The 25482-nt window shown below is 73.4% G+C and carries 23 protein-coding genes and 1 riboswitch; of the genes, 11 read left to right on the top strand and 12 right to left on the bottom strand.

Features of this window, described 5'->3' with window-relative positions; genetic code table 11:
• Nucleotide 1: 1 nt before the first annotated feature.
• The 5 genes from OG373_RS29405 to OG373_RS29385 form a co-directional block, all read right to left on the bottom strand.
• Nucleotides 2-187, bottom strand: a complete 186-nt coding sequence (locus tag OG373_RS29405) for a hypothetical protein (RefSeq protein WP_189973839.1) — start codon at nucleotides 185-187, stop codon at nucleotides 2-4.
• 15 nt (nucleotides 188-202) lie between these two features.
• Nucleotides 203-634 carry an Asp23/Gls24 family envelope stress response protein gene (locus OG373_RS29400; protein ID WP_405441341.1) on the bottom strand — a complete coding sequence of 144 codons (432 nt, stop codon included), beginning with the start codon at nucleotides 632-634 and terminating at the stop codon, nucleotides 203-205.
• 127 nt (nucleotides 635-761) lie between these two features.
• Nucleotides 762-1541, bottom strand: coding sequence for an enoyl-CoA hydratase/isomerase family protein (locus tag OG373_RS29395; protein ID WP_189973837.1), 780 nt, complete (start codon nucleotides 1539-1541; stop codon nucleotides 762-764).
• Between the two features lie 159 nt (nucleotides 1542-1700).
• The gene (locus OG373_RS29390; protein ID WP_030010789.1) at nucleotides 1701-1922 is read right to left on the bottom strand and encodes a helix-turn-helix domain-containing protein; all 222 of its coding nucleotides are present in this window, start codon (nucleotides 1920-1922) and stop codon (nucleotides 1701-1703) included.
• 364 nt (nucleotides 1923-2286) lie between these two features.
• Complete coding sequence (locus tag OG373_RS29385) at nucleotides 2287-3885, bottom strand: ABC-F family ATP-binding cassette domain-containing protein (protein WP_405441339.1); 1599 nt, start codon at nucleotides 3883-3885, stop codon at nucleotides 2287-2289.
• 290 nt (nucleotides 3886-4175) lie between these two features.
• Here OG373_RS29385 and OG373_RS29380 point away from each other — a divergent pair, with 290 nt between their 5' ends.
• On the top strand, nucleotides 4176-5069 hold the full coding sequence (locus OG373_RS29380) for a neutral zinc metallopeptidase (protein WP_405441337.1): 894 nt from the start codon (nucleotides 4176-4178) through the stop codon (nucleotides 5067-5069).
• Between the two features lie 62 nt (nucleotides 5070-5131).
• On the top strand, nucleotides 5132-5527 hold the full coding sequence (locus OG373_RS29375; protein WP_397738303.1) for a VOC family protein: 396 nt from the start codon (nucleotides 5132-5134) through the stop codon (nucleotides 5525-5527).
• Between the two features lie 34 nt (nucleotides 5528-5561).
• Here OG373_RS29375 and OG373_RS29370 read toward each other — a convergent pair whose 3' ends face one another.
• The gene (locus OG373_RS29370) at nucleotides 5562-6986 is read right to left on the bottom strand and encodes a hypothetical protein (protein ID WP_372453162.1); all 1425 of its coding nucleotides are present in this window, start codon (nucleotides 6984-6986) and stop codon (nucleotides 5562-5564) included.
• Nucleotides 6987-7216: 230 nt separating this feature from the next.
• On the bottom strand, nucleotides 7217-8347 hold the full coding sequence (locus OG373_RS29365; RefSeq protein ID WP_405441335.1) for an alpha/beta hydrolase: 1131 nt from the start codon (nucleotides 8345-8347) through the stop codon (nucleotides 7217-7219).
• A gap of 309 nt (nucleotides 8348-8656) precedes the next feature.
• Here OG373_RS29365 and OG373_RS29360 point away from each other — a divergent pair, with 309 nt between their 5' ends.
• The 7 genes from OG373_RS29360 to OG373_RS29330 all read left to right on the top strand — a co-directional run bounded on the left by OG373_RS29360 (nucleotide 8657) and on the right by OG373_RS29330 (nucleotide 17360).
• Nucleotides 8657-9967 (top strand): anion permease, encoded by a 1311-nt coding sequence (locus OG373_RS29360; RefSeq protein ID WP_405441333.1) that lies wholly within the window; start codon nucleotides 8657-8659, stop codon nucleotides 9965-9967.
• A 38-nt stretch (nucleotides 9968-10005) separates the two neighbouring features.
• Nucleotides 10006-10227: a hypothetical protein gene (locus OG373_RS29355; protein WP_030386568.1), complete on the top strand. Its 222-nt coding sequence runs from the start codon at nucleotides 10006-10008 to the stop codon at nucleotides 10225-10227.
• Between the two features lie 157 nt (nucleotides 10228-10384).
• Nucleotides 10385-10470: riboswitch (cobalamin riboswitch) on the top strand.
• Between the two features lie 58 nt (nucleotides 10471-10528).
• Complete coding sequence (locus OG373_RS29350; RefSeq protein WP_405441331.1) at nucleotides 10529-11491, top strand: cobalamin biosynthesis protein; 963 nt, start codon at nucleotides 10529-10531, stop codon at nucleotides 11489-11491.
• Nucleotides 11488-13008: a cobyric acid synthase gene (locus OG373_RS29345; protein WP_405441329.1), complete on the top strand. Its 1521-nt coding sequence runs from the start codon at nucleotides 11488-11490 to the stop codon at nucleotides 13006-13008. The genes OG373_RS29350 and OG373_RS29345 overlap by 4 nt, the downstream gene beginning before the upstream one ends.
• Before the next feature lie 136 nt (nucleotides 13009-13144).
• A complete protein-coding gene (locus OG373_RS29340) occupies nucleotides 13145-15292 on the top strand; it encodes a putative cobaltochelatase (protein WP_405441328.1) in 2148 nt (715 codons plus the stop codon).
• Nucleotides 15292-15891 carry a cob(I)yrinic acid a,c-diamide adenosyltransferase gene (gene cobO, locus OG373_RS29335; protein WP_030013115.1) on the top strand — a complete coding sequence of 200 codons (600 nt, stop codon included), beginning with the start codon at nucleotides 15292-15294 and terminating at the stop codon, nucleotides 15889-15891. Before OG373_RS29340 ends, cobO begins: the two co-directional genes overlap by 1 nt.
• Complete coding sequence (locus OG373_RS29330) at nucleotides 15885-17360, top strand: cobyrinate a,c-diamide synthase (RefSeq protein WP_405441327.1); 1476 nt, start codon at nucleotides 15885-15887, stop codon at nucleotides 17358-17360. The genes cobO and OG373_RS29330 overlap by 7 nt, the downstream gene beginning before the upstream one ends.
• A gap of 2 nt (nucleotides 17361-17362) precedes the next feature.
• On the opposite strand, the gene OG373_RS29325 is transcribed toward OG373_RS29330, so the two are convergent.
• The gene (locus tag OG373_RS29325; protein ID WP_405441326.1) at nucleotides 17363-18088 is read right to left on the bottom strand and encodes a ZIP family metal transporter; all 726 of its coding nucleotides are present in this window, start codon (nucleotides 18086-18088) and stop codon (nucleotides 17363-17365) included.
• Between the two features lie 119 nt (nucleotides 18089-18207).
• Here OG373_RS29325 and cobC point away from each other — a divergent pair, with 119 nt between their 5' ends.
• Both cobC and OG373_RS29315 read left to right on the top strand, forming a co-directional pair.
• Nucleotides 18208-19653, top strand: a complete 1446-nt coding sequence (cobC, locus tag OG373_RS29320; RefSeq protein ID WP_405441324.1) for an Rv2231c family pyridoxal phosphate-dependent protein CobC — start codon at nucleotides 18208-18210, stop codon at nucleotides 19651-19653.
• Between the two features lie 109 nt (nucleotides 19654-19762).
• A complete protein-coding gene (locus tag OG373_RS29315) occupies nucleotides 19763-21004 on the top strand; it encodes a CapA family protein (protein WP_405441322.1) in 1242 nt (413 codons plus the stop codon).
• Between the two features lie 242 nt (nucleotides 21005-21246).
• Here the strand turns inward: OG373_RS29315 and OG373_RS29310 are convergent, their stop codons facing one another.
• From OG373_RS29310 to OG373_RS29295, 4 genes are all read right to left on the bottom strand, one after another.
• Nucleotides 21247-22176, bottom strand: a complete 930-nt coding sequence (locus tag OG373_RS29310) for an SCO1860 family LAETG-anchored protein (protein ID WP_397738284.1) — start codon at nucleotides 22174-22176, stop codon at nucleotides 21247-21249.
• Nucleotides 22177-22480: 304 nt separating this feature from the next.
• Nucleotides 22481-23599, bottom strand: coding sequence for an amidohydrolase family protein (locus tag OG373_RS29305; RefSeq protein ID WP_405441320.1), 1119 nt, complete (start codon nucleotides 23597-23599; stop codon nucleotides 22481-22483).
• 30 nt (nucleotides 23600-23629) lie between these two features.
• Nucleotides 23630-24691 (bottom strand): aminotransferase class V-fold PLP-dependent enzyme, encoded by a 1062-nt coding sequence (locus OG373_RS29300; RefSeq protein WP_405441319.1) that lies wholly within the window; start codon nucleotides 24689-24691, stop codon nucleotides 23630-23632.
• A 70-nt stretch (nucleotides 24692-24761) separates the two neighbouring features.
• Entirely contained in the window at nucleotides 24762-25469 is a 708-nt protein-coding gene (locus OG373_RS29295; protein ID WP_405441318.1) for a DsbA family oxidoreductase, read from the bottom strand.
• Nucleotides 25470-25482: the final 13 nt, after the last annotated feature.

Below are 25482 nucleotides of genomic sequence, written 5' to 3'. Positions count from 1 at the left end.
CTCACCCGCGCCGGTCGCCGCGGCGGCGGAACAGGTCCCCGGGTTCCAGGTCCCCGTCGAGGAACCGGCCCGCGACGAAGCCGATGGCGCCGAGGGCGGCCACCAGCAGGAAGGCTCCGAAACCGCCGAAGTAGCCGGCGAACGCCAGGGCCATGCCGGCGAACAGTCCGGCGATCGCCATGCTCATGCGGACTCCTCTCGGCTACTGGAGACGGGATTCCGGTTCCTCGTCGGGCTCATCCGGCAGCTTGACGTCGCTGACCGCGATGTTGACCTCGACGACCTCCAGGCCCGTCATCCGCTCGACCGCCGAGATGACGTTCTCCCGGACCGCCCGTGCCACGTCGCGGATCGAGACGCCGTATTCCACGACGATCTCCAGGTCGAGGGCCGTCTGGACCTCGCCGACCTCCGCCTTGACCCCGCGGCCGACGCCGGCCTTGCCGCCGCCGGGCACCCGGTCGCGGACGGCTCCGAAGGTACGGGAGAGGCCGCTGCCGCTGCCCATGGCGTGCACGCCGACCACCTCGCGGGCGGCCAGTCCGGCGATCTTCTCGACCACGCCGTCGGCGATGGTCGTGCGTCCCCGTTCGCCGGGCTCCCTGCCGGAGCCCCCTGCTGCGGTTTCGGTCATCGCGTGTCCCTTCACGTGGATAGCGGACTCACTCCGCACCACGTTAGGCGCCGGGCCGCGCCCGCGCTCCGGGACTACGCCGGTCGGCTGGCCGACTTTCGCCGGGGCGCCGACCGGGACGCGGCCGTCAGTCGGAGAGACCCGCCAGATCCCGCAGGCGGCGGGCCTGCGCCGCGCGCTCGGCGGCGCGCTGATCGTCGTACGGGCGGGACGGGGCGGAGCGCAGCAGCGTCTTCGTCTCGATCACGGCGTCCCGCGGCGGGGCGAGCAGGGCGGTGGTGAGGTCCTGGACGGCTGCGTCGAGTTCGTCCGCCGGGACCACGAGGTTGGCGAGGCCGACCCGCTCCGCCTCCTCGGCATGCACGAAGCGGCCCGTCGCGCAGATCTCGAGCGCGCGGGCGTAGCCGACCAGGGAGGTCAGGGGCTGGGTACCGGCCAGGTCGGGGACCAGACCGAGGCTGGTCTCGCGCATGGCGAACTGCACATCGTCCGCGACCACGCGCAGGTCGCACGCGAGCGCGAGCTGGAAGCCGGCGCCGATCGCGTGCCCCTGCACGGCGGCGACGGAGATGATGTCGTTACGCCTCCACCAGGTGAATGCCTCCTGGTACTCGGCAATCGTGGAGTCGAGCAGTTCGTCCGAACCGCGTGCCAGATCGAGGAAGGACGGCTCGCCCTCGAAACCTTCGGGGGTGAACGCCTGCCGGTCGAGCCCTGCGGAGAAGGACTTGCCCTCACCGCGCAGCACGACGACCCGGACGGTGCCCGGCAACAACCTCCCGGCCTCGGCCAAAGCCCGCCAGAGCGCGGGGGATTGGGCATTTCGCTTGGCCGGATTGGTCAGTGTCACCGTGGCGACCGTGTCGTCGACGGTGAGTCGTACGCCGTCCTTGTCGAGCAGAGCCATCTTTCATGCCTCCGGTGTGCAGTCGGCCGCAAGCTCGGCCTAAGTGACTGCACAGTAACCACCCAGCCGACCGGAAGGCCGACCGGGGGTCACCGAAGGAATCGTCGGATCATGATGAACCTTGAATCCGTTGACGCGTCGGAACCGATGGGACCGGGGTCAGGCCGTAGCCGCCTTCTTGCCACGCGTCGCGCCTCCGCGACCACGCAGCGAAACCCCGGACTCACTGAGCATCCGGTGGACGAATCCGTAGGACCGGCCGGTCTCTTCGGCCAGCGCCCGGATACTCGCACCGGAGTCGTACTTCTTCTTCAGGTCTGCCGCGAGCTTGTCGCGCGCGGCGCCGGTTACCCGGCTGCCCTTCTTCAGAGTCTCGGCCACCCGTGCCTCCTCATGGGAAGTGCGCTCTGGACTTCTCATGATCACCCCTCCCACGCTTCCTGGCCACCCATTCAGCAAGGTCGGTACGACGGCATTTCCCGAGGGGTGGACGCCCGAGCAGAACGGAATCTCCCCTTCCGCCGCATGACTTCCGTCACACTCCGCTGCCCTCGCCGGGAATCGCCAGGTCAGGGGCGCGGAACCGGAAAACGAACGACCCCGGTCGCGCACCCTCACGGGTGCGGCCGGGGCCGTCGTACGACGCGCAACGGTACGAGACCGTCTCACTCAGATGATGGATCACCCGTGAGCCGAATGATCCATAAGGAATTGGATCAGAAGCGGAACGGGAACCGGAACCCGGTCAGGCGAGGGCCACCAGGTCCCGGTAGTCCGGTCCCCACAGGTCCTCGACGCCGTCCGGGAGCAGGATGATCCGCTCCGGCTCCAGCGCCTCGACGGCGCCCTCGTCGTGCGTGACGAGGATGACGGCGCCCTTGTACGTGCGCAGCGCGCCCAGGATCTCCTCGCGGCTGGCCGGGTCGAGGTTGTTCGTCGGCTCGTCGAGGAGGAGCACGTTCGCCGAGGAGACGACCAGCGTGGCCAGGGCGAGACGGGTCTTCTCGCCACCGGAGAGCACCCCGGCGGGCTTGTCCACGTCGTCGCCGGAGAACAGGAACGATCCGAGGGTCTTGCGCACCGCGACGAGGTCCAGGTCGGGCGCGGAGGAGCGCATGTTCTCCAGCACGGTGCGCTCGGGGTCGAGCGTCTCGTGCTCCTGCGCGTAGTAGCCGAGCTTGAGGCCGTGGCCGGGGACGACGCTGCCGGTGTCCGGCTTCTCGGTGCCCGAGAGCAGCCGCAGCAGGGTGGTCTTGCCGGCACCGTTGAGGCCGAGGATGACGACGCGGGAGCCCTTGTCGATGGCCAGGTCGACGTCGGTGAAGATCTCCAGCGAGCCGTACGACTTCGACAGGCCCTCGGCGGTCAGCGGGGTCTTGCCGCAGGGCGCCGGGTCCGGGAAGCGGAGCTTGGCGACCTTGTCGGAGACTCGGACGGCCTCCAGGCCCGCGAGCAGCCGGTCGGCGCGCTTGGCCATGTTCTGCGCGGCGACGGTCTTGGTGGCCTTGGCGCGCATCTTGTCGGCCTGCGAGTTCAGGGCCGCGGCCTTCTTCTCGGCGTTCTGGCGCTCGCGCTTGCGGCGCTTCTCGTCGGCCTCGCGCTGCTGCTGGTAGAGCTTCCAGCCCATGTTGTAGACGTCGATCTGGGAGCGGTTGGCGTCCAGGTAGAAGACCTTGTTGACGACGGTCTCGACGAGGTCGACGTCGTGGGAGATGACGATGAAGCCGCCGCGGTAGGTCTTCAGGTAGTCGCGCAGCCAGACGATCGAGTCGGCGTCGAGGTGGTTGGTGGGCTCGTCGAGGAGCAGGGTGTCGGCGTCCGAGAAGAGGATCCGGGCGAGCTCGACGCGGCGGCGCTGACCACCGGAGAGGGTGTGCAGCGGCTGGCCGAGCACCCGGTCGGGCAGGCCCAGGGCGGCCGAGATGGTCGCGGCCTCCGCCTCGGCGGCGTACCCGCCCTTGGTCAGGAACTCCGTCTCCTGGCGCTCGTACTGCTTCATCGCCTTGTCGCGGGTGCCGCCGCTGCCGGTGGCGATGCGCTCCTCGTTGGCGCGCATCTTCTTGATCAGCACGTCGAGACCGCGCGCGGACAGGATCCGGTCGCGGGCCAGTACGTCGAGGTCGCCGGTGCGCGGGTCCTGCGGGAGGTAGCCGACCTCGCCCGATCGGGCGATCGAGCCGGCGGCGGGCTGGCCCTCGCCCGCGAGGCATTTGGTGAGGGTGGTCTTGCCCGCTCCGTTGCGGCCGACCAGGCCGATGCGGTCGCCCTTGGCGACACGGAAGGAGGCGGACTCGATAAGGACGCGGGCGCCGGCGCGCAGCTCGACGCCGGTGGCGGTGATCACGGAAATACTCCAGGGCGGGTGGGGACGGCGGAAGGGGGGCAGGACGCGAAGCTTCGACGCCGCTAATCCGCGAGGAGATTTGCCATGAGAGACATTCTACCGGGGGTGTGCAACTGGTTTCCGGGCCCCGTCCGGGCTGCCCGGTGACCGGACGCAGCCTCTCCGCTGTCCCCCGTACGGCCCAGTCGCCCCTCGGGTGACCGAGGCGCGTATCGGAATGAATGGGCTGATACTCGCCGCATGGGCGGAGAGGCGACCGCACCTGCTTCACGAGTGGAGGGCGGTGCGGGATGCAGTTCGACGACGACGCCAGACTCGACGGCTCCGAGGTCGAGGACAGGCGCGGCGGCAGCCGCATCCCGGGCGGGAAGGCCACGGTGGGCGGCGGCATCGTCGGCCTCATCGCGCTGGTCATCGGGCTGCTGTTCGGTGTCGGACCGGACCAGCTGGGACTGTCCCCCGGGGACACGGAACCGTCACCGGCCTCCTCGTCCCTCAACGAGGTGCAGCAGGCCTGCACGTCGGGGCGGGACGCGAACACCCGGGAGGACTGCCGGCTGGTGGCGGTCGTCAAAAGCACCCAGGCCTTCTGGAGGCAGGAGTTCGCCCGGCGCGGCGGCCGGTACAGCCCGGCGAACACGGTGTTCTTCGACAACCGGGTGAACACCGCGTGCGGGATGGCGACCGAGGCGGTCGGCCCCTTCTACTGCCCCGCGGACCGCAAGGTCTATCTGGACCTCGACTTCTTCAACGACCTGCGGACGAAGTTCGGCGCGACCGGCGGCCCCTTCGCGCAGGCGTACGTCATCGCCCACGAGTACGGGCACCACATCCAGAACCTGACCGGAACCCTCCAGCGGGCCCAGGACGGCAGGCAGGGCGCGAACAGCAACGCGGTCAAGGTCGAGCTGCAGGCCGACTGCTACGCGGGGGTGTGGGCGCACAACGCCACGAACGTCGCCGACGCCTCCACGGGCCGGCCGCTGATCAAGACCCTCACCGAGGACGACATCAGGGACGGGCTGGACGCGGCGGCCGCGGTCGGCGACGACCGGATCCAGGAGAAGTTCCAGGGCCGGGTGACCCCGGAGTCCTGGACCCACGGCTCCGCCGAGCAGCGGCAGCAGTGGTTCTACCAGGGCTACCGGACCGGCGACATGGCCCAGTGCAACACCTTCCGCTGACTGTCGGCGGCGCCTGCCATGCTGTGTGACGCGGGTCACCGTCACGAGAGGGAGTGATCGTCATGGCAGGCGTTCCGTCCATCTGTCCCACCCTGGTCTACCGCGACGCCAAGGCGGCCATCCGGCTGCTGACCGAGGCGTTCGGGTTCAGTCAGGTCGCCGTCTACGAGGGTGAGGACGGCTCGGTGATGCACGCCGAGCTGGCGTACGGCAACGGCATGGTGATGCTGGGCAGCTCGGGCAGCGGCGGGGCCTTCGACAAGGCCATGCAGGGCGCCGGCCCCTCGGGGGTCTATGTCGTGGTCGAGGACGTGGACGCCCACCACCGGCGGGCCGTCGAGCACGGCGCGGAGATCCTGATGGAACCCACCGACCAGGACTACGGCTCCCGCGACTACATGGCACGCGACGCCGAGGGCAACGTCTGGAGCTTCGGGACGTACGCGCCGCAGGTCTGACCCCTGTCGGCGCGCACGCCCCTTGCCCGCGGAGTCACTCGCCGCCGGTGTGGACCTGGAAGGCGGCCCGGCGGACGGCCTTGGCCAGCGTCGGGTCGGGGTGGGCGGCGGCCAGCGCGACCAGGACCTGCACGGTGCGCGGGTGGCCGACCGCGCGGACCTCGTCCAGCAGCCGGGGAACGGTGGTGCGGACGGCCGAGTCCAGGTGGCGGGCCAGCAGCTCGGCCTCGCCGTGGTCGGCGATGGCGGCCGCGGTGTCCACCCACAGCCAGGTCGATTCCTCGGCGGTCAGGACGTACTGCGCCTCGTCGGGGTCGATCCCGTCGTGCTCGGCGAGCCAGAGCAGGGCGTAGGGGCGCAGGGCGGGCTCGCGCACGGCGGCGCGCACCTCGGGCTCGGCGGGGGCGCCGACCACGCGCAGCGCCTCGAAGGCGAGACCGCGCAGCAGGGCGTCCTCGCCGCGGGCCGCCTGCAGCAGCTCGGCCACGGCGTGGCCGACGGGCCGGGCGGCGAGCCAGGCCTGGTACTCGGCGCGGGCCGGGCCGGGGGTGAGCCGCGCGCAGCCGTGCAGCATGGCGGCGGCGGACTGCTCGATGTTCCCGGCGGGGCTCTGCGCCGCGACGCAGATCTGCTCCAGCTTGACCCAGACGGCCCAGCTGCCGAGCGGGGTGAGCGTGGCCCGGGCGGGGCCGAGGGTGACGGCGTCCACGGCGGCGAGCCCGCCGAGCGCCCAGCGCAGCAGCCGGGCGAGTGGGACGGGGCGGGCCTCGGCCGAGCCGGCCGCGGACGTCAGTGCCGTCGCGGGCTCGGCCTCGTAGGGGATCTCGCACCGCTCGTCGCGCAGTTCGGTGACGCGCTGCCCGAGCAGGTCGAGCAGGTCGGGGACGGTCACCGGGCCGGCGGAGAGCTGGAGCAGGGAGAGGAGCTGGGGCATCGCCTCGACGACCTCGGCGACGGCCGAGGGGGCGATGTCCGCGGGTGCGGGATGGACCAGCGACCAGGCATCGAAAAGGGCGACCCAGCCGCGCAGTACGGCGGTGTCGTCGCGGTCCCAGGCGCGCAGCCGCCAGCCGGGGCGGGCGTGGCCGCCGTGCACCTCGACCAGTCCGGCGAGCCGCGCGCGGTCCCAGCCGACCCGGATCTGGCCGTGCGTCAGTCCCAGTTCTCCGGCGGCGCGTTCGACGTCGGCGGCGGGCAGGGCGCCCGTGGGCGCGGGCCGGCCGCCGTCTCCGGCACCGAGGTTGAGCTCGGCCCAGCGGGTCAGGCGTACGGCGTCGGCGAGCGAGGCCCGGGCCCGGTTCGCGAGGTCGGCCGTGGCGGGCGTACCCGCCGGGGGCCTGGGCGCGGGCCGGGTACGTCGGTCGGTCACCGCCTTGCGGGCCGCGGCGACGGAGCGCGGCGAGACGAGTCGGAGTCTGGAGTCGCGAGCCAACTGCTCATCAGGCTTTCGGGACGTCACGGAAGCAGTCTCGCCCGTCACTGGCCGAAAGCCCAAACGGAACCGGTCGTTGCCGCCGGCGACCCGCAGTGCAGACCGGGACAAGCCGCCCGCAGGACTCCGTCCGTCACAGGGCCTTCACATGACGGACCTCGGCACATGGCTCTTCACAGCCGTTCGCGCGGCCGCTCGACCGGCCCTTTCTCCGACCTTCGCCCGGCCTTCGCCCGGCCTTCGCACAAGACCGGCCTTCACATGAGCGGGGTGAGGAAGCGGCGCAGGGCCTCCTCGTAGCCGGCCGGGTCGGCGTTCCACATCGCGCCGTGCCCGGCCCCGCTCACGGTGTGCAGGGTGACGAGATCGGGGCGGGCCGCGGCGAGCCGGCGGGAGGGCCCCCAGGGGGCGAGCGCGTCGTCCGGGCCGTGGAAGATCAGTACGGGGACGCGCAGTGCGCCGGGGTCCGCACCCGCCGGCCGGCGGTCGGCGCGCAGGCCCGCACGGCCCTCGGCGGCCCGGACCGCCAGCGGCAGCACCACGGCCGGAGTGCCGCGCGCGGCGGCGAGCCCGCGCAGGGTGGTGTGCCAGTCGAGCACGGGCGAGTCCAGCACCAGCCCGGAGATCAGGTGGGCCAGCGCCGAGCGCTCGGCCGCGTGCAGGGCCATGGTGGCGCCGATGGACCAGCCGTGCAGGATCACCCGGCGGGCTCCGTAGCGCACGGCGTAGCGGATGGCGGCGTCCAGGTCCCGCCATTCCGATTCACCGAGGTGGCCGAGGCCGTCCGGGGAGGCGGGGGCGCCGAGGTCGCCCCGGTAGCCGAGGTCCAGGACCGGCAGCCGGTGGCGGTGCAGGAGGGGCATGACCACCATCGGGTGCTCACGGCTGCTGCCGAGCCCGTGCACGGTGATCACCCAGGTGTCACGGATCCCGGGCACGAACCAGGCGGGCAGGGCGCCCAGCTCCCCGGGGATGTCCACGTCGGCGTGGTCGAGCCCGAGGGCGGTGCCCGGGTTGCCGACGTACACCTGGGGGGTGAGGGAGACGCGGGTGCCGGGGTGGAGGGCGCCGTGGGTGACGGAGACGAGCCGTCGTACGACGGCGTCCGGGCCGGGGTCGGCGTCGGGGAGCACCGGGCCGACGACGGCGTGCACGCCGGGTGCGACCAGGCCGTAGGTGCCGGGCCGCAGCGAGGCGAGCGAGCGGGTCAGCGTGATCGTGCCGGCGCCGGTGGAGTGGACGCCGAGCTTCGGCCCGCCGGGGAGCGGACGTCCGGGTTCGGGCCGCAGGGCCGCGTCGGCGGCGTACCTGCCGACGGCGACGGCGGCCGCGCCGGCACCCAGGAGGGTCGTGGTGACGGCCGCAGCCGTTGCTGTCGCGGTTCGCACGGCTCCAGTGTCGGGGCGCGACCGCGGGCGGGCCACCGGAGGAGATCCCTCCACCGCAGGCGCGGAGGAAGTGATCTAGGTCTCATTCGAGGCCCGGGGGGCGGGATCGCATACACGGCGACCCCCTGCGGAGGGGTTCATTCACCCGGCTTTGACGTGCATTAATGGCGTTATCTACGCCAGAATCAGGACGAATGGCCCGATCACACCCTGACCCAGTACACCGCTCCGCCCGAGTCAGTTCACCTTCCGTTCATCCAGGTTGCCTACGGTCGCCGAGCCACTGACGTCAAACAGAAGCCTGGGTAAATGGAGCACATAACGCTTCTCCTCGGGATCGTGATCATTACCGCTCTCGTGTTCGACTTCACGAACGGTTTCCACGACACGGCCAACGCGATGGCCACCACCATCTCGACCGGCGCCCTCAAGCCCAAGACGGCGGTGGCCATGTCCGCCGTGCTCAACCTCGTAGGCGCGTTCATGTCCGTGGAGGTCGCCAAGACGATCTCCAAGGGGCTGGTCAACGAGGAAGGCATCCAGCCAGAGGTGATCTTCGCCGCCCTGGTCGGAGCGATCCTCTGGAACCTCGTCACCTGGCTGGTCGGCCTCCCCTCCAGCTCCTCGCACGCCCTGATGGGTGGCCTGATCGGCGCCGCGGTCGCTTCCGCCGGCATCGGCGCGGTCAACGGCAGCGTCGTCGTCACCAAGGTCCTCATTCCCGCGATCGCCGCCCCGCTGGTGGCCGGCATCGCCGCCTACCTGGCCGCCAAGCTCACCTACAAGCTGGGCAACAGGGTCGGGGAGAAGACCTCCGCCAAGGGTTACCGCGCCGGTCAGATCGCCTCGGCCGGCCTCGTCTCCCTCGCGCACGGCACCAACGACGCGCAGAAGACGATGGGCATCATCACCCTGGCCCTCATCGCCGGCGGCGCGATCGCGCCCGACGCGAACCCGCCGGTCTGGGTCATCGTCTCCGCCGGTCTCGCCATCGCGATGGGCACCTACCTGGGCGGCTGGCGCATCATCCGCACCATGGGCAGCGGCCTGACCGACCTGCACCCGCAGCAGGGCTTCGCCGCCCAGACCTCGGCCGCGTCCGTCATCCTGGCCTCCTCGAACCTGGGCTTCTCGCTCTCCACCACCCACTCGTGCTCCGGTGCGGTCATGGGTGCGGGCCTGGGCCGCAAGGGCGGTGTGGTCCGCTGGTCCACCGCGACCCGCATGTTCGTCGCCTGGGGTCTGACCCTGCCGGCCGCCGCGCTGGTCTCGGCCGGTGCCGAGCTGGTCATGCGCATCGGTGACGTCGGCATCGCCGCGGTCACGCTCTTCCTGATCGGCTCGTGCCTGGCCATCTGGCTCATCTCGCGCCGCCAGGTCGTCGACCACAACAACGTCAACGAGGTGGAGCCGGCCCACGCCGAGGAGCCGGGTGTCGTCACCACGGCGATCGCCGCGGTCACCGTCCCGCCGACCGTTGCCGCCGCCGGAACCGGCACCGGCACCGGCACCGCCGGTACGACCGCCGCGGCCACGACCGCCGAGGTCACGGACGACGCACTCAAGGCCACCATCCCGGCCGCGACGCAGACCCCGGCGGCTCCGGCCGCCGCGGTCTGACCGAGACACCCAGACCCGGACATTCAGAAAGCGGCAGTATGAAGATCGACTGGGAAGCGCTCGGCTCCGTCTTCGGGGTCAGCCTCCTCGCCACCGTCGCCCTCGTGGCCCTCTTCACCCTGGGCCTAGTGGGCCTTTCCAAGCACGAGACCGCCACCGAGCAGGGCGGCACCGCCACCCTCGCCCGCAGCGGCGCCTACGCCTGCTTCGCGCTCGTCGCGGCGGCCGTGGGCTACGCGATCTACCTGATCGTCGCCTGATCCGCCGCCTCGCGGCCGACCGGGCGTGAAAGCTCCCTCCGGGTTTGTCCCGGAGGGAGCTTTTCGCATCCCGCGCCCCTGCCGCGCCGCAGGTCAACAGCGAGTTGACGGGCTTCGCGGTGCATGGTGGACTGCCCGAGCCAATACGGCGGCATGGAGAGGAAGTCCGGTGCGAATCCGGCGCGGTCCCGCCACTGTCACCGGGTACGCACGCCGCGCGTGCCTCCCGGGAGCCAGGAACTCTCGCCGCCGGACACGTCGAACCAGGGCGCGGACCCTGAGTGAGGACATACCTGCCACCATGCGTGCCGATCGCGTCTTCGCGTACGGCGTCACGGCGGGCCTGATCGGCGACCGGATCCTCGGGGATCCGCGCCGAGGGCACCCCGTGGCCGCCTTCGGACGGGCCGCCGCCGCCGTCGAGCGCTCCCTGTGGCGCGACGACCGCGCCCGGGGCCTCCTGCACACCCTGGTGTGCGCCGGGGGCGCGGCCGCCGTCGGAGCGCTGGGCGCCCGCGCCGTGCGCTCCCGGCCCGCTGCCGTCCGTATCGCCCTGACCGCCGCCGCCACCTGGGCCGTCGTGGGCGGCACCTCGCTGGGCCGGGAGGCCCGCGCCATCGGCGGTGCGCTCGCCGCCGGGGACACCGAGGTGGCCCGCGAGCGGCTGCCGCACCTGTGCGGGCGCGACCCGCAGTCCCTGGACGGGCAGCAGATGGCCCGCGCCGTCGTGGAGTCCGTCGCCGAGAACACCTCCGACGCGGTGGTCGGGGCCCTGGTGTGGGGCACCGTCGCCGGAGTCCCCGGGCTGCTGGCCTTCCGCGCCGTGAACACCCTGGACGCGATGGTCGGCCACAGGTCCCCCCGCTACCTGCGCTACGGCTGGGCCTCCGCCCGGCTCGACGACCTGGCCGGCTGGCCCGGGGCCCGGCTGACGGCGGTCGCCGCCGTACTGGCCGGACCCGACCGGCGGGGCGCCGTACGGGCCTGGCGCGCCGACGCCGCCGCGCACCCCAGCCCGAACGCCGGCCCCGTCGAGGCCTCCTTCGCCGGGGCGCTCGGCCTCAGGCTGGGCGGAACCCTCGCATACGGCGGCCGGGTCGAGCACCGGGCCGTACTGAACGGCTCCGCCGGGCGCCCGGTGGAGGTCGCGGACATCGAGCGGGCGGTACGGCTGTCGCGGCACGTGACCTGGCTGGCACTGGGCGCCTGCGTGGCCGCCCGGCTGCTGGTCTCCCGTACGACTCGGAGAGGGCGGCGCGCATGAGCGGCGCGAAGCGCGGCGGGGGTCTGCTCGTCGCGGGCACCACGTCGGACGCGGGCAAGAGCGTGGTCACGGCGGGCATCTGCCGCTGGCTGGCCCGGCAGGGCGTGAAGGTGGCGCCCTTCAAGGCGCAGAACATGTCGCTGAACTCCTTCGTGACCCTGGAGGGCGCCGAGATCGGGCGCGCCCAGGCGATGCAGGCCCAGGCGGCCCGCGTGGAGCCGACCGCGCTGATGAACCCGGTGCTGCTCAAGCCGGGCAGCGACCGCAGCAGCCAGGTGGTGCTCCTGGGCAAGCCGGTGGGCGAGATGAGCGCCCGCGGCTACCACGGCGGGCGCCAGGAGCAGTTGCTCGGCATCGTCACGGACTGCCTGGAGCAGCTGCGGGGCACGTATGACGCCGTGATCTGCGAGGGGGCGGGGAGTCCGGCCGAGATCAACCTGCGCCGGACCGACATCGTGAACATGGGGATCGCGCGGGCCGCGCGGTTCCCGGTGGTCGTGGTCGGGGACATCGACCGCGGCGGGGTCTTCGCGTCCTTCTTCGGGACGACGGCGCTGCTGTCCCCCGAGGACCAGGCCCTGATCGCCGGGTACATGGTCAACAAGTTCCGCGGCGACGTGTCGCTGCTGGAGCCGGGCATGGAGATGCTGCGCGGCCTGACGGGCCGGGCCACGTACGGGGTGCTGCCGTTCCGGCACGGGCTGGGCATCGACGAGGAGGACGGCCTGCGGGTCTCGCTGCGCGGTGCGGTACGGGAGTCCGTGGTGGCGCCGCCGGTCGGCGCGGACGTGCTGCGCGTCGCCGTGTGCGCGGTGCCGCTGATGTCGAACTTCACGGACGTCGACGCGCTCGCGGCGGAGCCGGGGGTCGTGGTGCGGTTCGTGGACCGGGCCGAGGAGCTGGCCGACGCGGACCTGGTCGTCGTACCCGGCACCCGCGGCACGGTGAAGGCCCTGCAGTGGCTGCGGGACCGCGGGCTCGCGGACGCGCTGCTGCGGCGGGCCGCCGAGGGGCGGCCGGTGCTGGGCATCTGCGGCGGGTTCCAGGTGCTGGGCGAGCGGATCTCGGACGAGGTCGAATCGCGGGCGGGCGAGGTCGACGGCCTCGGACTGCTCCCCGTACGGGTCCGCTTCGAGCGGGAGAAGACCCTGGCGCGGCCCTCCGGGACGGCGCTCGGCGAGGAGGTCTGCGGCTACGAGATCCACCACGGGGTGGCCGAGGTGCTGGGCGGCGAGGCCTTCCTGGACGGCTGCCGGGTCGGGTCGGTGTGGGGCACCCACTGGCACGGTTCCCTGGAGTCGGACGGCTTCCGCCGGGCGTTCCTCCGGGAGGTGGCGGCGGCCGCGGGGCGCGCCTTCGTCCCGGCGCCGGACACCTCGTTCTCCGCGCTGCGGGAGGAACAGCTGGACCTGCTGGGCGACCTGATCGAGGAACACGCGGACACGCATGCGCTGCTGAGCCTGATCGAGTCCGGAGCCCCGGCGGACCTGCCCTTCCTGCCCCCGGGTGCCCCGTGACAGCGGTGGCCCTGCGGGGCTCTCCCCCACCCCGCCCGTTCCCGGAACCGGGGGCGGAGCCCCCGTCACGCCGCCGCACCGGCATGCGCAACAGCCCGTCCGCACAGACCCGTACCCGCACCGAGAGAGGCATCGCATGAGCACGCCCTATCCGTTCACCGCAGTGGTCGGCCAGTCCGACCTGCGGCTGGCGCTCCTGCTCAACGCCGTGAGCCCGGCAGTCGGCGGGGTGCTCGTGCGCGGCGAGAAGGGGACCGCCAAGTCCACCGCCGTCCGCGCCCTGTCCGCGCTGCTGCCGCAGGTCGACATCGTGTCCGGCTGCCGGTTCAGCTGCGCGCCCGCCGCTCCCGACCCGGCCTGCCCGGACGGCCCGCACGAGCACGGCCCCGGCGCCCTGCGGCCCGCCCGCATGGTGGAGCTGCCCGTCGGCGCCTCCGAGGACCGCCTCGTCGGCGCCCTCGACATCGAACGGGCCCTCGCCGAGGGTGTGAAGGCCTTCGAGCCCGGGCTGCTCGCCGACGCCCACCGCGGGATCCTCTACGTCGACGAGGTCAACCTCCTCCACGACCACCTGATCGACCTGCTGCTGGACGCCGCCGCGATGGGCGCCTCGTACGTGGAGCGCGAGGGCGTCTCCGTCCGGCACGCCGCCCGCTTCCTGCTCGTCGGCACGATGAACCCGGAGGAGGGCGAGCTGCGCCCGCAGCTCCTCGACCGGTTCGGGCTGACCGTCGAGGTCGCCGCCTCCCGCGAGCCCGCCCAGCGCGTCGAGGTCGTCCGCCGCCGGCTCGCCTACGAGGACGATCCCGCGGGTTTCGCGACCCGCTGGGCCGGTGACGAGCACGAGGTCCGCGCCCGCGTGGTGGCCGCGCGGGCCCTGCTTCCGAAGGTCTCGCTGGGCGACACCGCGCTCCTGCAGATCGCGGCGACCTGCGCCGGGTTCGAGGTCGACGGGATGCGCGCCGACATCGTGATGGCGCGGACGGCGACCGCGCTGGCCGCCTGGGCCGGGCGTACCGAGGTGCGCAAGGAGGACGTCCGGCAGGCCGCCCTGCTGGCGCTCCCCCACCGGCGGCGCCGCAACCCGTTCGACGCCCCCGGCCTCGACGAGGACATGCTCGACCGGATCCTGGACGAGTTCCCCGACGAGGAGCCGGAGCCCGACCCGGAGCCCGACCCGGCGCCGGAGGGTCCCGACGACGGCGGCCCCGGGGACGGCGGTCCCGACGGCGGCCCCGGTGGCACGCCCCCGCAGGGCGGCGGCCCCGACGTCCCGGAGACCGAGCGGCAGCCCGAGCCCGATGCCGCGGACGCACCGGAGGCGCCGGAGGCACCCGAGGCTCCGCAGTCCCCCGAACCGCAGCCCTCCGCCCAGGAGAGCGCCGGGCCCGAACAGACCGCCGTACGCGCCGCCGAGCCCTTCCTGACCAAGATGCTCAGCGTGCCCGGCCTCGGCGAGGGCGCGTCCGGCCGCCGGTCCCGCGCCCGCACCGCCCACGGCCGCACCACCGGCGCCACGCGCCCGCGCGGGCACCTGACGAAGCTGCACCTGGCCGCCACCATCCAGGCCGCCGCCCCGCACCAGAAGGCGCGCGGCCGCACCGGTCGCGGTCTGGTGATCCGCAAGGACGATCTGCGCCAGGCCACGCGGGAGGGCCGCGAGGGCAACCTCGTCCTGTTCGTCGTCGACGCCTCCGGCTCCATGGCCGCCCGGCAGCGCATGGGCGCGGTCAAGGGCGCCGTGCTCTCGCTGCTCCTGGACGCCTACCAGCGCCGGGACAAGGTCGGCCTGATCACCTTCCGCGGGGCCGCGGCCGAGCTGGCCCTGCCGCCGACCTCCTCGGTGGACGCGGCGGCGGCCCGGCTGGAGCAGCTGCCGACGGGCGGCCGCACGCCGCTCGCCGCCGGGCTGCTGAAGGCCCACGAGGTGCTGAGGATCGAGCGGTTGCGGGATCCCTCGCGCCGGCCGCTGCTCGTGGTCGTCACCGACGGGCGGGCCACCTCGGCCGGGAACGCCGGGGGCCGTACGGACAGCAGCCCCCGGGAGCTCGCCGGGCACAGCGCGCGGCTGCTGCAGGCCGGGGGCGTCGCCTCCGTGGTCGTGGACTGCGAGTCCGGGCCGGTCCGGTTGGGGCTGGCGGGCGTACTGGCCCGGGACCTCGGCGGTCCCGCCGTCACGCTCGACGGGCTGCGGGCCGACTCGCTGGCCGGGCTCGTGAGGAACGTACGTACGGCGGTGTCATCCACCGCATCAACCGACAGCAGCAACAGGAGGGCCGCGTAATGCCTCAGGGACAGCCGTCCGTCGTTCCGGACGACGGGCTCACGACGCGCCAGCGCCGCAACCGTCCGCTGGTCTTCGTCCACACCGGCCCGGGCAAGGGCAAGTCCACGGCGGCCTTCGGGCTGGCGCTGCGCGCCTGGAACCAGGGCTGGCCGATCGGGGTGTTCCAGTTCGTCAAGTCGGCGAAGTGGAAGGTCGGCGAGGAGAACGCGCTCAAGGTGCTCGGCGCCTCCGGCGAGGGCGGCTCCGTCGTCTGGCACAAGATGGGCGAGGGCTGGTCCTGGGTCCAGCGGGACGCGCAGCTCGACAACGAGCAGGCGGCCAAGGAGGGCTGGGAGCAGGTCAAGCGTGATCTGGCCGCCGAGACGCACAAGCTGTACGTCCTCGACGAGTTCGCCTACCCGATGCACTGGGGCTGGATCGACGTCGACGAGGTCATCGAGGTGCTGCGCAACCGCCCCGGCACGCAGCACGTGGTGATCACGGGCCGCAACGCGCCGGAGAAGCTGGTGGAGTTCGCGGACCTCGTCACCGAGATGACCAAGGTCAAGCACCCGATGGACACGGGGCAGAAGGGCCAGAAGGGCATCGAGTGGTGACTTCGTACCGGTTCGACGTACCTCGTCTGGTCATCGCCGCTCCGTCGTCCGGCAGCGGCAAGACCACCGTCGCCACGGGCCTGATGGCGGCCTTCTCGGAGCGCGGCCTCGCCGTGTCCCCGCACAAGGCCGGGCCCGACTACATCGACCCCGGCTACCACGCGCTGGCCACCGGCCGGCCGGGACGCAACCTCGACGCCTTCATGTGCGGGCCGGAGCTGGTCGCTCCGCTGTTCGCGCACGGGGCGGCGGGGTGCGATCTCGCCGTGGTCGAGGGCGTGATGGGGCTCTACGACGGGGCCGCGGGCCGGGGTGAACTGGCGTCGACGGCGCAGGTGGCGAAGCTGCTGCGGGCGCCGGTGGTGCTGGTGGTCGACGCCTCCTCCCAGTCGCGGTCGGTGGCGGCGCTGGTGCACGGCTTCGCGTCCTTCGACCCGCAGGTGCGGCTGGGGGGCGTGATCCTCAACAAGGTCGGCTCCGACCGGCACGAGGTGATGCTGCGGGAGGCCCTGGAGGAGGCGGGGATGCCGGTCCTCGGCGTCCTGCGGCGGGCTCCGCAGGTGGCCACGCCCTCGCGCCACCTGGGCCTTGTGCCGGTTGCCGAGCGGCGCACCGACGCGCTCACCGCCGTCTCGGCCCTGGCCGCCCAGGTCCGTGCCGGCTGCGACCTGGACGCCCTGATGGCCGTGGCCCGCACGGCCCCGCCACTGGACTGCGAGGCGTGGTCGCCGGCTACTGCGCTGACGCGCAGCCGGGGCGCCGCACCGGTCATCGCTCCTCGAACGCCGGAGGGGCTGGATACTTCAGCCTCGTCGGCGTTCGAGGCGCGGGGGTCCGGGGGCGGCGCCCCCCGCATGGGCGCCGCACCGGTCATCGCCGTCGCGGGCGGACCGGCGTTCACGTTCTCCTACGCCGAGCACACGGAGCTGCTGCAAGCCGCCGGGGCGCAGGTCGTCACCTTCGACCCGCTCCGGGACGAGGCGCTCCCCGCCGGAACCACCGGCCTGGTGATCGGCGGCGGCTTCCCGGAGGTGTACGCGCCGGAGCTGTCCGCCAACGAACCGCTCCGGGCGGCCGTCGCCGCCTTCGCCGAGGCCGGCGGCCCGGTCGCCGCCGAGTGCGCGGGGCTGCTGTACCTCGGGCGGTCGCTGGACGGGAAGCCCATGTGCGGGGTGCTCGACGCCGACGCCCGGATGTCGGACCGCCTGACCCTGGGCTACCGCGAGGCCGTGGCGGTGTCCGACAGCGCGCTCGCCGCCAACGGCACCCGGCTGCGCGGGCACGAGTTCCACCGCACGGTGATCGAGCCGGGCGCCGGAGCATCCCCGGCCTGGGGGTTCACGCATCCGGAGCGCCGGGTCGAGGGCTTCGTGCAGCAGGGTGTGCACGCCAGCTACCTGCACACGCACTGGGCGGCGGAGCCGTCCGTCGCGCTCCGCTTCGTCGAAGCGGCGGCAGCCCGGCCGTGAGATCAGTCCGCGATGCCCACCACCAGCCAGATCCCGGCCACCCCGCCCACCGTGCACATCAGCGTGGACAGGGCGGGGTGCTTGTGGTGGGCCTCGGGCAGGATCTCGGCGGACGCGAGGTAGAGCAGGACCCCTCCGAAGAACCCGAGGTACGCCCCGAGTGGTTCCTCCGGAAGGGTGAACAGCAACGTGGACGCCGCGCCCACGACCGGCGCGACGGCGTCCGCGAAGAGCATCAGCAGGGCCTTGCGGCGGTCGTTGCCGTAGAGGCTGGTGAGCGTGTACGTGTTGAACCCGTCGGCGAAGTCGTGGGTGATCACGGCCAGCGCCACGGCCACCCCCATGCCCCCGCCGACCTGGAAGGCCGCACCGAGGGCGACGCCGTCGGCGAGGCTGTGGCCGACCATGGCCGCGGCCGCGGTCAGTCCCACCTGGGGGACGCGGACGCCGTCCTCCGCCCCGTGCGCGGCCTGGCGGACGGCGAGCAGCCGCTCCACGACGTGCGCGACGAGGAAGCCTCCGACGAAGAGCAGCAGGGCGAGCGGTACCCCGAACACCTCGTCGCCCGCGGCGTGGAGGGCCTCCGGGAGCAGGTCGAGGCCCACGACGCCGAGCATCAGCCCGCCGGCCAGGCCCAGCACGAGGTGGCGGCGGTCGGTGACGCGCTGCGCCGCCCATCCGCCCGCCAGGGTCATCAGGAACGCGCCCAGCGCCACGATCACGGCCATGTGCCCCTGAATACAGACTCGTCGCCGCGCGTGCACGTCCGCGCGCGGGTGGCGGGCGGCGGACTGTTGACGACGGACCGACCGGGGCAGGTGATGTTCCGGTGGCGGTGACGGTGACGATGACTACGGAGGGAGGACCCCCGGTGGGCGAGTACACGACGCAGGTGGTGGTCGGGATCGGCGGACGCGCGGGGGTTTCCGTCGCGGAGGTCTGCGCCCTGGTCGAGGAGACGCTGCGGGGCGCCGGGCTGGCCGTGGCGGCGGTGAAGGCGCTGGCCACGGTGGAGTCGAAGGCCGACGAGCCCGGGCTCACGGGTGCGGCGGAACGTTTCGGCGTCCCCCTGGTGAGCTACCCGGCCGAACGGCTGGCCGCCGTCACCGTGCCGCACCCCTCGGAGGCGGTGCGCACCGCCACCGGAACCCCCTCGGTGGCCGAGGCCGCTGCCCTCGCGGGCGGCGGGGAACTCCTCGTGCCCAAGCGGCGGTCGATGGCGGCGACCTGCGCGGTGGCCACGGCGCACGCGCACGACCTGCGCCACCACGGTGACGCCGAGGTGATCGACGCGGGCTCCGCGCTGGTGGACCTGGCGGTCAACGTACGTGCGCAGACTCCCCCGGACTGGCTCAAGCAGCGGATCGCCGCCTCCCTCGGGGATCTCGCCGCATATCCCGACGGGCGGCCCGCCCGCGCGGCGGTGGCGGCTCGGCACGGGCTGCCGGTCGAGCGGGTGCTGTTGACGGCCGGGGCCGCGGAGGCCTTCGTACTGATCGCGCGGGCCCTGGGAGCCGTACGGCCCGTCGTGGTGCATCCGCAGTTCACCGAGCCGGAAGCCGCCCTGCGGGACGCGGGGCACCGGGTGGAGCGGGTGGTGCTGCGGGCGGCGGACGGCTTCCGGCTGGACCCGGCGGCCGTGCCCGAGGAGGCGGACCTCGTGGTGGTCGGCAACCCGACCAACCCGACGTCCGTGCTGCACCCGGCGCAGACCCTCGCCTCGCTGGCCCGGCCGGGCCGGATCCTGGTGGTGGACGAGGCGTTCATGGACGCCGTCCCGGGCGAGCGGGAGGCCCTGGCGGGACGGATGGATCTGCCGGGACTGGTGGTGCTGCGGAGCCTGACGAAGACCTGGGGACTGGCGGGGCTGCGGATCGGCTACGTACTGGCCGAGCCCGAGGTGATCGCGAAGCTGGCGGCCGCGCAGCCGCTGTGGCCGGTGTCGACCCCCGCGCTGGTGGCGGCCGAGGCCTGTATGGCTCCGGCGGCGCTGGCCGAGGCGGAGGAGGCGGCCCGGCGGATCGCGGTGGACCGGGCGCACCTGCTGGCCGGGCTCGCGGAGTTCGACGAGGTGACGGTCGTCGGGGTGGCGGAGGGGCCGTTCGTCCTGATCCGGGTGGCGGGCGGGGCCGAGGTCCGCACCCGGCTGCGCGCCCTCGGCTTCGCCGTCCGCCGCGGGGACACCTTCCCGGGGCTGGACCACTCCTGGCTGCGGCTGGCGGTGCGCGACCGGGTGACGACGGGCCGGCTGCTCCAGGCCATGGACCACGCGCTCGCGCTGATCGGGCGGTGACCGCGGGCCGCGAGACCCCCTCCTGACCCGAACGGCCCCCCTACGATGGCTGCGGGGGCGGGGGCCGGGTGACGATCCCCGCATCGGGGCACGACATCGGGGGTCGGGAATGAAGGCATCCGCCAGGTCGGCCGCGGCGCTGGCCGCGCTGGCAGTCGTGGGCGGCGGGATCTACGCCGTGCCACGGCTGCTCTACAGCGGCGCGGCGCCCCCCGCGGAGCAGCGCCTGCGGGGCGAGCCGGGGACGGACGAGCCGGCCGGCGGGAAGTCGGAGGCACCGCAGGCCGCCGCCCCGGGGAAGCCGTTCACGCTGGTGGCGACCGGCGACATCATCCCGTACCCCTCGATCGTCCAGCGGTCGGCGGCCGACGCGGACCGGGCCGGGGAGTACGACTTCCGGAAGATACTCGCGGGGGTCAAACCCCTGGTCTCCGCCGCCGACCTGGCGATATGCCACCACGAGATACCGTACGGGCGCCCCGGCGGCCCCTACACGGGCTATCCCACCTTCAAGGCCCCGCACCAACTGGCGGACGCCCTCAAGGACGCCGGGTACGACAGCTGCTCCACCGCCTCGAACCACACCCTGGACGACGGCTACGAGGGCCTCGCCCGCACCCTGGAGCACCTCGACCGGGTCGGCATCCCCCACGTCGGCTCCGCCCGCAGCGCCGAAGAGGCCAAGGCCCCGGCCCTGCTCGCGGCGGGCGGTGCGAAGGTCGCCCAGCTCTCCTACACGTACGGCACGAACGGCATCCCGCTTCCGCAGGACAAGCCCTGGGCCGTCAATCTGATCGACCCGGACCGGATCGTCGCCGACGCCCGGGCGGCCCGGGCGGGGGGCGCGAACGTGGTGGTGCTCAGCGTCCACTGGGGCACCGAGTGGCAGACCGCGCCGGACGAGCAGCAGAAGGAGCTGGCGCAGGCGCTGACCGCCTCCCGCTCGGCCGACGGCCTCCCCGACATCGATCTGGTCATCGGCACGCACAACCACGTGCCGCAGCCCTACGAGAAGATCAACGGCACCTGGGTGGTCTTCGGCATGGGCGACCAGGTCGCCAGCTTCGTACCGGCCGACAAGCTGCGCGGCAACCAGTCCTCGGTCCCCCGGTTCACCTTCGCCCCGGCTGCGGGGCATCCGGGCCGCTGGGAGGTGGCGAAGGCCGAATACCTCACGCAGTACTCGGACATGGGACCGCCGTTCCGGGTCGTCTGCGCCTCCTGCGCGGCCTCGGACACCTCGCTCCCGGCCGCGAAGCGGAGCGAGTACGCGCGGATCGACCAGCAGGTCACCGAGGCCGTGATGTCCCGGGGCGCGGGCGGGCAGGGGCTGGAGCACGCCACCCGCTGAGCACGCCGCCCGCGGAACATGCCGGCCGCCGAGCACGCCGCCCGCCGAGCACTCCCCTCCGGGTGCTCCTCGGCACGGATGCTCTCCGGGTCGCGTGCCCCCCGGCACGGGTGCTCCCCGGGACGCGTGCTCCCCGGTGGACGGGCACACCGCCCGCCCGCGCCCGCCACCCCGTGAGCACTCCCCTCCGTGTGCTCCCCGGGGCGGGCGGACCGGGCGGCGGCCCGGGGCTGCCGCCCGCCCTACGAAGCGGCCTTGCCCCGCCGGGTGAGCAGGAGCGCGCCCCCGCCGATGGCGAGCAGGGTCAGCGCCCCGCCCGCGACGTAGGGAGTGAGTGAACCGCCGCCGGTCTCGGCGAGGTTGGCGTTCGCGGTGGCACCGGACGCCTCGGCGCCGGTCCCCGTCGCGGTCTGGGGCTTGATGTCCTGGTTCGCGGGCGGGGCCGACGCCGGCGCCGCACCCTTCGGGGACTCGCAGCGCGCCTCGGCGAGCACGATCTCGCCGTCGACCTGCGCCACGTTCAGGTTCAGCGGGTTCACCGACACCTTCAGGCGGAGCGCGGCCGCGGCGGCCGTGGTGGAGGTGGTCTCCGTGCCGGACAGCTCCAGCAGGACCTGGCCCACTCCGGGGACGTCGACCTTGGTGGGACCGCCCGCCGTCAGGGTGACCTTCTTGCCGAGCGCCGTCACCTTCCCGAGGACGTTCGCGCTGGCCACCGGCTTCTTGCCGGCCTCGCAGACGGCCTTGGAGGTGACCTTCTCCACCTCGATGAGGGAGAGCAGCGGCAGGCCCGGGACATGGACCTTGGCCTTGGCCAGGTTCGCCTCCGCCTCAGCCCGGGTCTTGTCCGCGGTCGCCTTGGAGGTGGCCACCTCGGCCCGAAGCACACTGACCGGCCTGTTCCCCTCGACCCCGTCCAGGGTGACGGTCAGTGCCGTCTTCTCGGCCGCCGCCGGTGCGCTGACCTCGTTGAGGGTCGTCTTCAGCGGGACGTGCACGGCCTTGTTGAGCAGGCCCACGTCCAGTCCGGCGCGCAGGACGACCGCTCCGGCCCTGCCCTCGCCCCCGGCTCCACCGCCTCCCGTGGCGAAGGCGGGCGGCGCGGTGAGCAGGGCGACCGCGCCCGTCGCGAGCAGGACGGCCGCGGGCATACGGAAGGTATGGCTGTTCAAGGTGGTGGTACCCCCGGGGAGTTGGGTGCCGTCACGCCGCCAATGGGGGACATCGCGCGCGCCGACGGTCTCGACCCCGGAATCTTTACGCACTGTGGGTGAACGAGGGGCAAGCTGACGTTACTTCACCCCAAAGGGTGGTTTCCGGGCGCACATTCGATTCATTGCGCCTCACGAAGAACGCGAGTTCTCTCCTGTCACCGGAACCGGGCCCGCGCGGCCGTCTTCAACGACCGGCGGGCCTCGATGTCACGCGGCGTCAACAGGGCGCCGACCCTCGGCTCGGGCACGGCACAGCCCCGGCTCAGGCCCGGATCCCGCCGTTCACGACGACCCTCAGCGGCTGCGCGAGCGCGCGTACGTCGGCCCGCGGGTCGGCGGCGTAGACCACGAGGTCGGCCGGTGCCCCCTCGGTCAGACCCGGCCTGCCGAGCCACTCGCGGGCCGCCCAGGTCGTCGCGGAGAGCGCGTCGATCGCCGGGATACCGGCCCTGACGAGCTCGGCGACCTCCGCCGCGACCAGGCCGTGCGGGAGGGAGCCGCCCGCGTCGGTGCCGACGTAGACCCGGATGCCCGCGTCGTAGGCGGCGCGGACGGTGTCGTACCGCCGCTCGTGGAGCCGTCGCATGTGCGCCGACCAGCGCGGGAACTTCGCCTCGCCGCCCGCCGCCATCTTCGGGAACGTCGCGATGTTCACGAGGGTGGGGACGATCGCCACCCCGCGCTCCGCGAACAGCGGGATGGTGTCCTCGGTGAGGCCGGTGGCGTGTTCGATGCAGTCGATGCCCGCCTCGACCAGGTCGCGCAGCGAGTCCTCGGCGAAGCAGTGCGCCGTGACCCGGGCGCCCAGCCGGTGGGCCTCGGCGATGGCCGCCTCGACCTCGGCGCGCGGCCAGCAGGCCGTGAGGTCCCCGGCGTCGCGGTCGATCCAGTCGCCGACGAGCTTGACCCAGCCGTCGCCGCGCAGCGCCTCGCGGCCGACGTACTCGACGAGGTCGGCCGGCTCGATCTCGTGGGCGTAGTTGCGGATGTAGCGGCGGGTGCGGGCGATGTGCCGACCGGCCCGGATGATCTTCGGCAGGTCCTCGCGGCCGTCGATCCAGCGGGTGTCCGAGGGCGATCCGGCGTCCCGGATGAGAAGGGTGCCGGCGTCGCGGTCGGTCAGGGCCTGCCGCTCGGCGGTCTCGGCGTCGACCGGGCCGTGGGAGTCCAGACCCACGTGACAGTGCGCGTCGACCAGCCCGGGCAGGGCCCAGCCGGTCACCGTGGTGGTCTCGCGGGCGCCGCGCGGGCGCTCGTAGGAGATCCGGCCACCGACCACCCAGAGTTCGTCGCGGACCTCGTCGGGCCCGACCAGCACCCGCCCCTTCACGTGCAGCACGTCGCTCACGTCGCCCACGCGCACCTCGCTCACATCACTCATGGCGGCACTGTACGCGCGGGCCCCGCGGCGTCAGGAGGTGGCGAGGGCGTCCAGCAACCGGTCCACGTCCGCCTCGGTGTTGTAGAGGTGGAACGAGGCCCGCAGGAGGCCCGCACGGGCGGAAGTGGCGATGCCGGCCGCCTCCAGGGCGGGCTGCCGGTCGGCGAGACCCGGCACGGAGACGATGGCCGCGTCGCCGGGGACGGGCTCGTGGCCGAGGCGCGCGAGTCCGGCCCGGTAGCGGGCCGCCAGGGCGGTGTCGTGGGCGTGGACGGCCTCGATGCCGATCCGCTCCAGCAGGGCGAGGGCGAGCTCGGACGCGTGATAGGCGAGGAAGGCCGGGGACTCGTCGAACCGCCACGCCCCGGGGGCGAGCCCGGTCATCGGCCCGTAGGTGGCGTCCCCCTCGGCCACCGCCGGTACCCAGCCGGCGTGCAGCGGGGTCAGCGCGTGCTGGGCCTCCTGCGACACGGTGAGGTACGAGGCCCCGCGCACGCCGAGGAGCCATTTGAAGCCCACGGCAACCGTGTACTCGTACGGCGAGGCATCGAAGGGGAGCCAGCCGGCCGCCTGGCTGGCGTCCACGAGCATCCGGGCCCCGTGGGCGTTCGTCGCCGCGCGCACCGCGGCCAGGTCGGCCGTGCGACCGTCGGCGGACTGCACGACGCTCAGCGGGACGAGGGCGGTGTCGGCGCCGACGGCCTCGGCGAGGGACTCCAGCGGGGCGAAGCGCATCTTGAGGTCGCCGCGCGCCACGAAGGGGTTGATCAGGGAGGAGAACTCGCCCTCGGGGCAGAGCACTTCGGCGCCGGAGGGGAGCGAGGCGGCGACGAGGCCGACGTGGGTGGAGACCGCCGAGCCGACGGACACCCTGTCGGCGCCCACCCCGACGAGGCGGGCGAAGGCCGCCCGGGCGCCGTTGACCCGGTCGAAGTCGCCGAAGCCGGTGGGGAGCCCGGCCCCCGCCGCCTCGGCCAGCTCATGTACGGCCGCGACGGCGGAGCGCGGGACGACCCCGCACTTGGCGCTGTTGAGGTAGGTGGTGGTGTGGGCGAACTCGGCACGGGTCGCCTCGGCGAGCGAAAGATCCATGCCGTCAACTCTGCGCCAGGAACAACCCAAAGTCCATTGCCGAGTTCACTGACTCCACCCCAAGTAATCCTTATGCCTGCGGGACCGCGCACGCCCCGTCGGGCTCGCACGCCTCGGCGCCGGCGGCCGGTTCCTCGACCTCGCGCCCGGCCCAGGCCTGCTCCAGGGCCCGGGTGAACACCTCGGCCGGCTGCCCGCCCGAGATCCCGTAGCGGCGGTCGAGGACGAAGAACGGCACGGCGTTCGCACCCAGCTCGGCGGCCTCGCGCTCGTCGGCCCGGACCTCGGCGGCGTAGGCGGAGTCGTCGGCCAGGACGGTGCGCGCCTCGGCCTCGTCCAGCCCGGCCTCGACGGCGAGCACGATCAGCACCTCGGGGTCGAAGACGGAGCGCTCCTCGCCGAAGTTGGCCCGGTAGGCGAGGTCGAGCAGCCCCTCCTGGCGGCCGCGGGCGGCGGCCAGGTGCAGCAGCCGGTGGATGTCGAAGGTGTTGCCGTGGTCACGGCCCTCGGTCCGGTACGTGAGCCCCTCGGCGCGGGCACTGGCGGCGACGTGCTCCTCCATGCCGCGCGCCTCGTCGAGCGTGCGGCCGTACTTCCGGGCGAGCATCTCCACGACGGGAGCGGTGATCCCCTTCGCGCTGCCCGGGTCGAGCTCGAAGGACCGGAAGACGACCTCCACCTCGTCGCGGTGCGCGAACTCGGCCAGTCCCTTGGTGAAGCGGGCCTTTCCGATGTAGCACCAGGGGCAGGCGATATCGCTCCAGATCTCGACGCGCATGATCCTTCTTCTC

Origin of the sequence: Streptomyces avidinii, assembly GCF_045161815.1 — a bacterium.
Classification (GTDB): Bacteria; Actinomycetota; Actinomycetes; order Streptomycetales; family Streptomycetaceae; genus Streptomyces; species Streptomyces avidinii.
Note: the sequence above shows the minus strand (reverse complement) of the source record. Positions and strands in the feature narration are given on the sequence as shown.

Bases quoted from the DNA above. Each gene is read 5' to 3' on its own strand.
- OG373_RS29400 (WP_405441341.1), bottom strand. From the start codon at position 634: ATGACCGAAACCGCAGCAGGGGGCTCCGGCAGGGAGCCCGGCGAACGG.
- OG373_RS29295 (WP_405441318.1), bottom strand. From the start codon at position 25,469: ATGCGCGTCGAGATCTGGAGCGATATCGCCTGCCCCTGGTGCTACATC.
- OG373_RS29405 (WP_189973839.1), bottom strand. From the start codon at position 187: ATGAGCATGGCGATCGCCGGACTGTTCGCCGGCATGGCCCTGGCGTTC.
- OG373_RS29355 (WP_030386568.1), top strand. From the start codon at position 10,006: ATGAAGATCGACTGGGAAGCGCTCGGCTCCGTCTTCGGGGTCAGCCTC.
- OG373_RS29395 (WP_189973837.1), bottom strand. From the start codon at position 1,541: ATGGCTCTGCTCGACAAGGACGGCGTACGACTCACCGTCGACGACACG.
- OG373_RS29345 (WP_405441329.1), top strand. From the start codon at position 11,488: ATGAGCGGCGCGAAGCGCGGCGGGGGTCTGCTCGTCGCGGGCACCACG.
- OG373_RS29375 (WP_397738303.1), top strand. From the start codon at position 5,132: ATGGCAGGCGTTCCGTCCATCTGTCCCACCCTGGTCTACCGCGACGCC.
- OG373_RS29360 (WP_405441333.1), top strand. From the start codon at position 8,657: ATGGAGCACATAACGCTTCTCCTCGGGATCGTGATCATTACCGCTCTC.
- OG373_RS29315 (WP_405441322.1), top strand. From the start codon at position 19,763: ATGAAGGCATCCGCCAGGTCGGCCGCGGCGCTGGCCGCGCTGGCAGTC.
- OG373_RS29300 (WP_405441319.1), bottom strand. From the start codon at position 24,691: ATGGATCTTTCGCTCGCCGAGGCGACCCGTGCCGAGTTCGCCCACACC.
- OG373_RS29350 (WP_405441331.1), top strand. From the start codon at position 10,529: ATGCGTGCCGATCGCGTCTTCGCGTACGGCGTCACGGCGGGCCTGATC.
- OG373_RS29325 (WP_405441326.1), bottom strand. From the start codon at position 18,088: ATGGCCGTGATCGTGGCGCTGGGCGCGTTCCTGATGACCCTGGCGGGC.
- OG373_RS29380 (WP_405441337.1), top strand. From the start codon at position 4,176: ATGCAGTTCGACGACGACGCCAGACTCGACGGCTCCGAGGTCGAGGAC.
- cobO (WP_030013115.1), top strand. From the start codon at position 15,292: ATGCCTCAGGGACAGCCGTCCGTCGTTCCGGACGACGGGCTCACGACG.
- OG373_RS29305 (WP_405441320.1), bottom strand. From the start codon at position 23,599: ATGAGTGATGTGAGCGAGGTGCGCGTGGGCGACGTGAGCGACGTGCTG.
- OG373_RS29340 (WP_405441328.1), top strand. From the start codon at position 13,145: ATGAGCACGCCCTATCCGTTCACCGCAGTGGTCGGCCAGTCCGACCTG.
- cobC (WP_405441324.1), top strand. From the start codon at position 18,208: ATGACTACGGAGGGAGGACCCCCGGTGGGCGAGTACACGACGCAGGTG.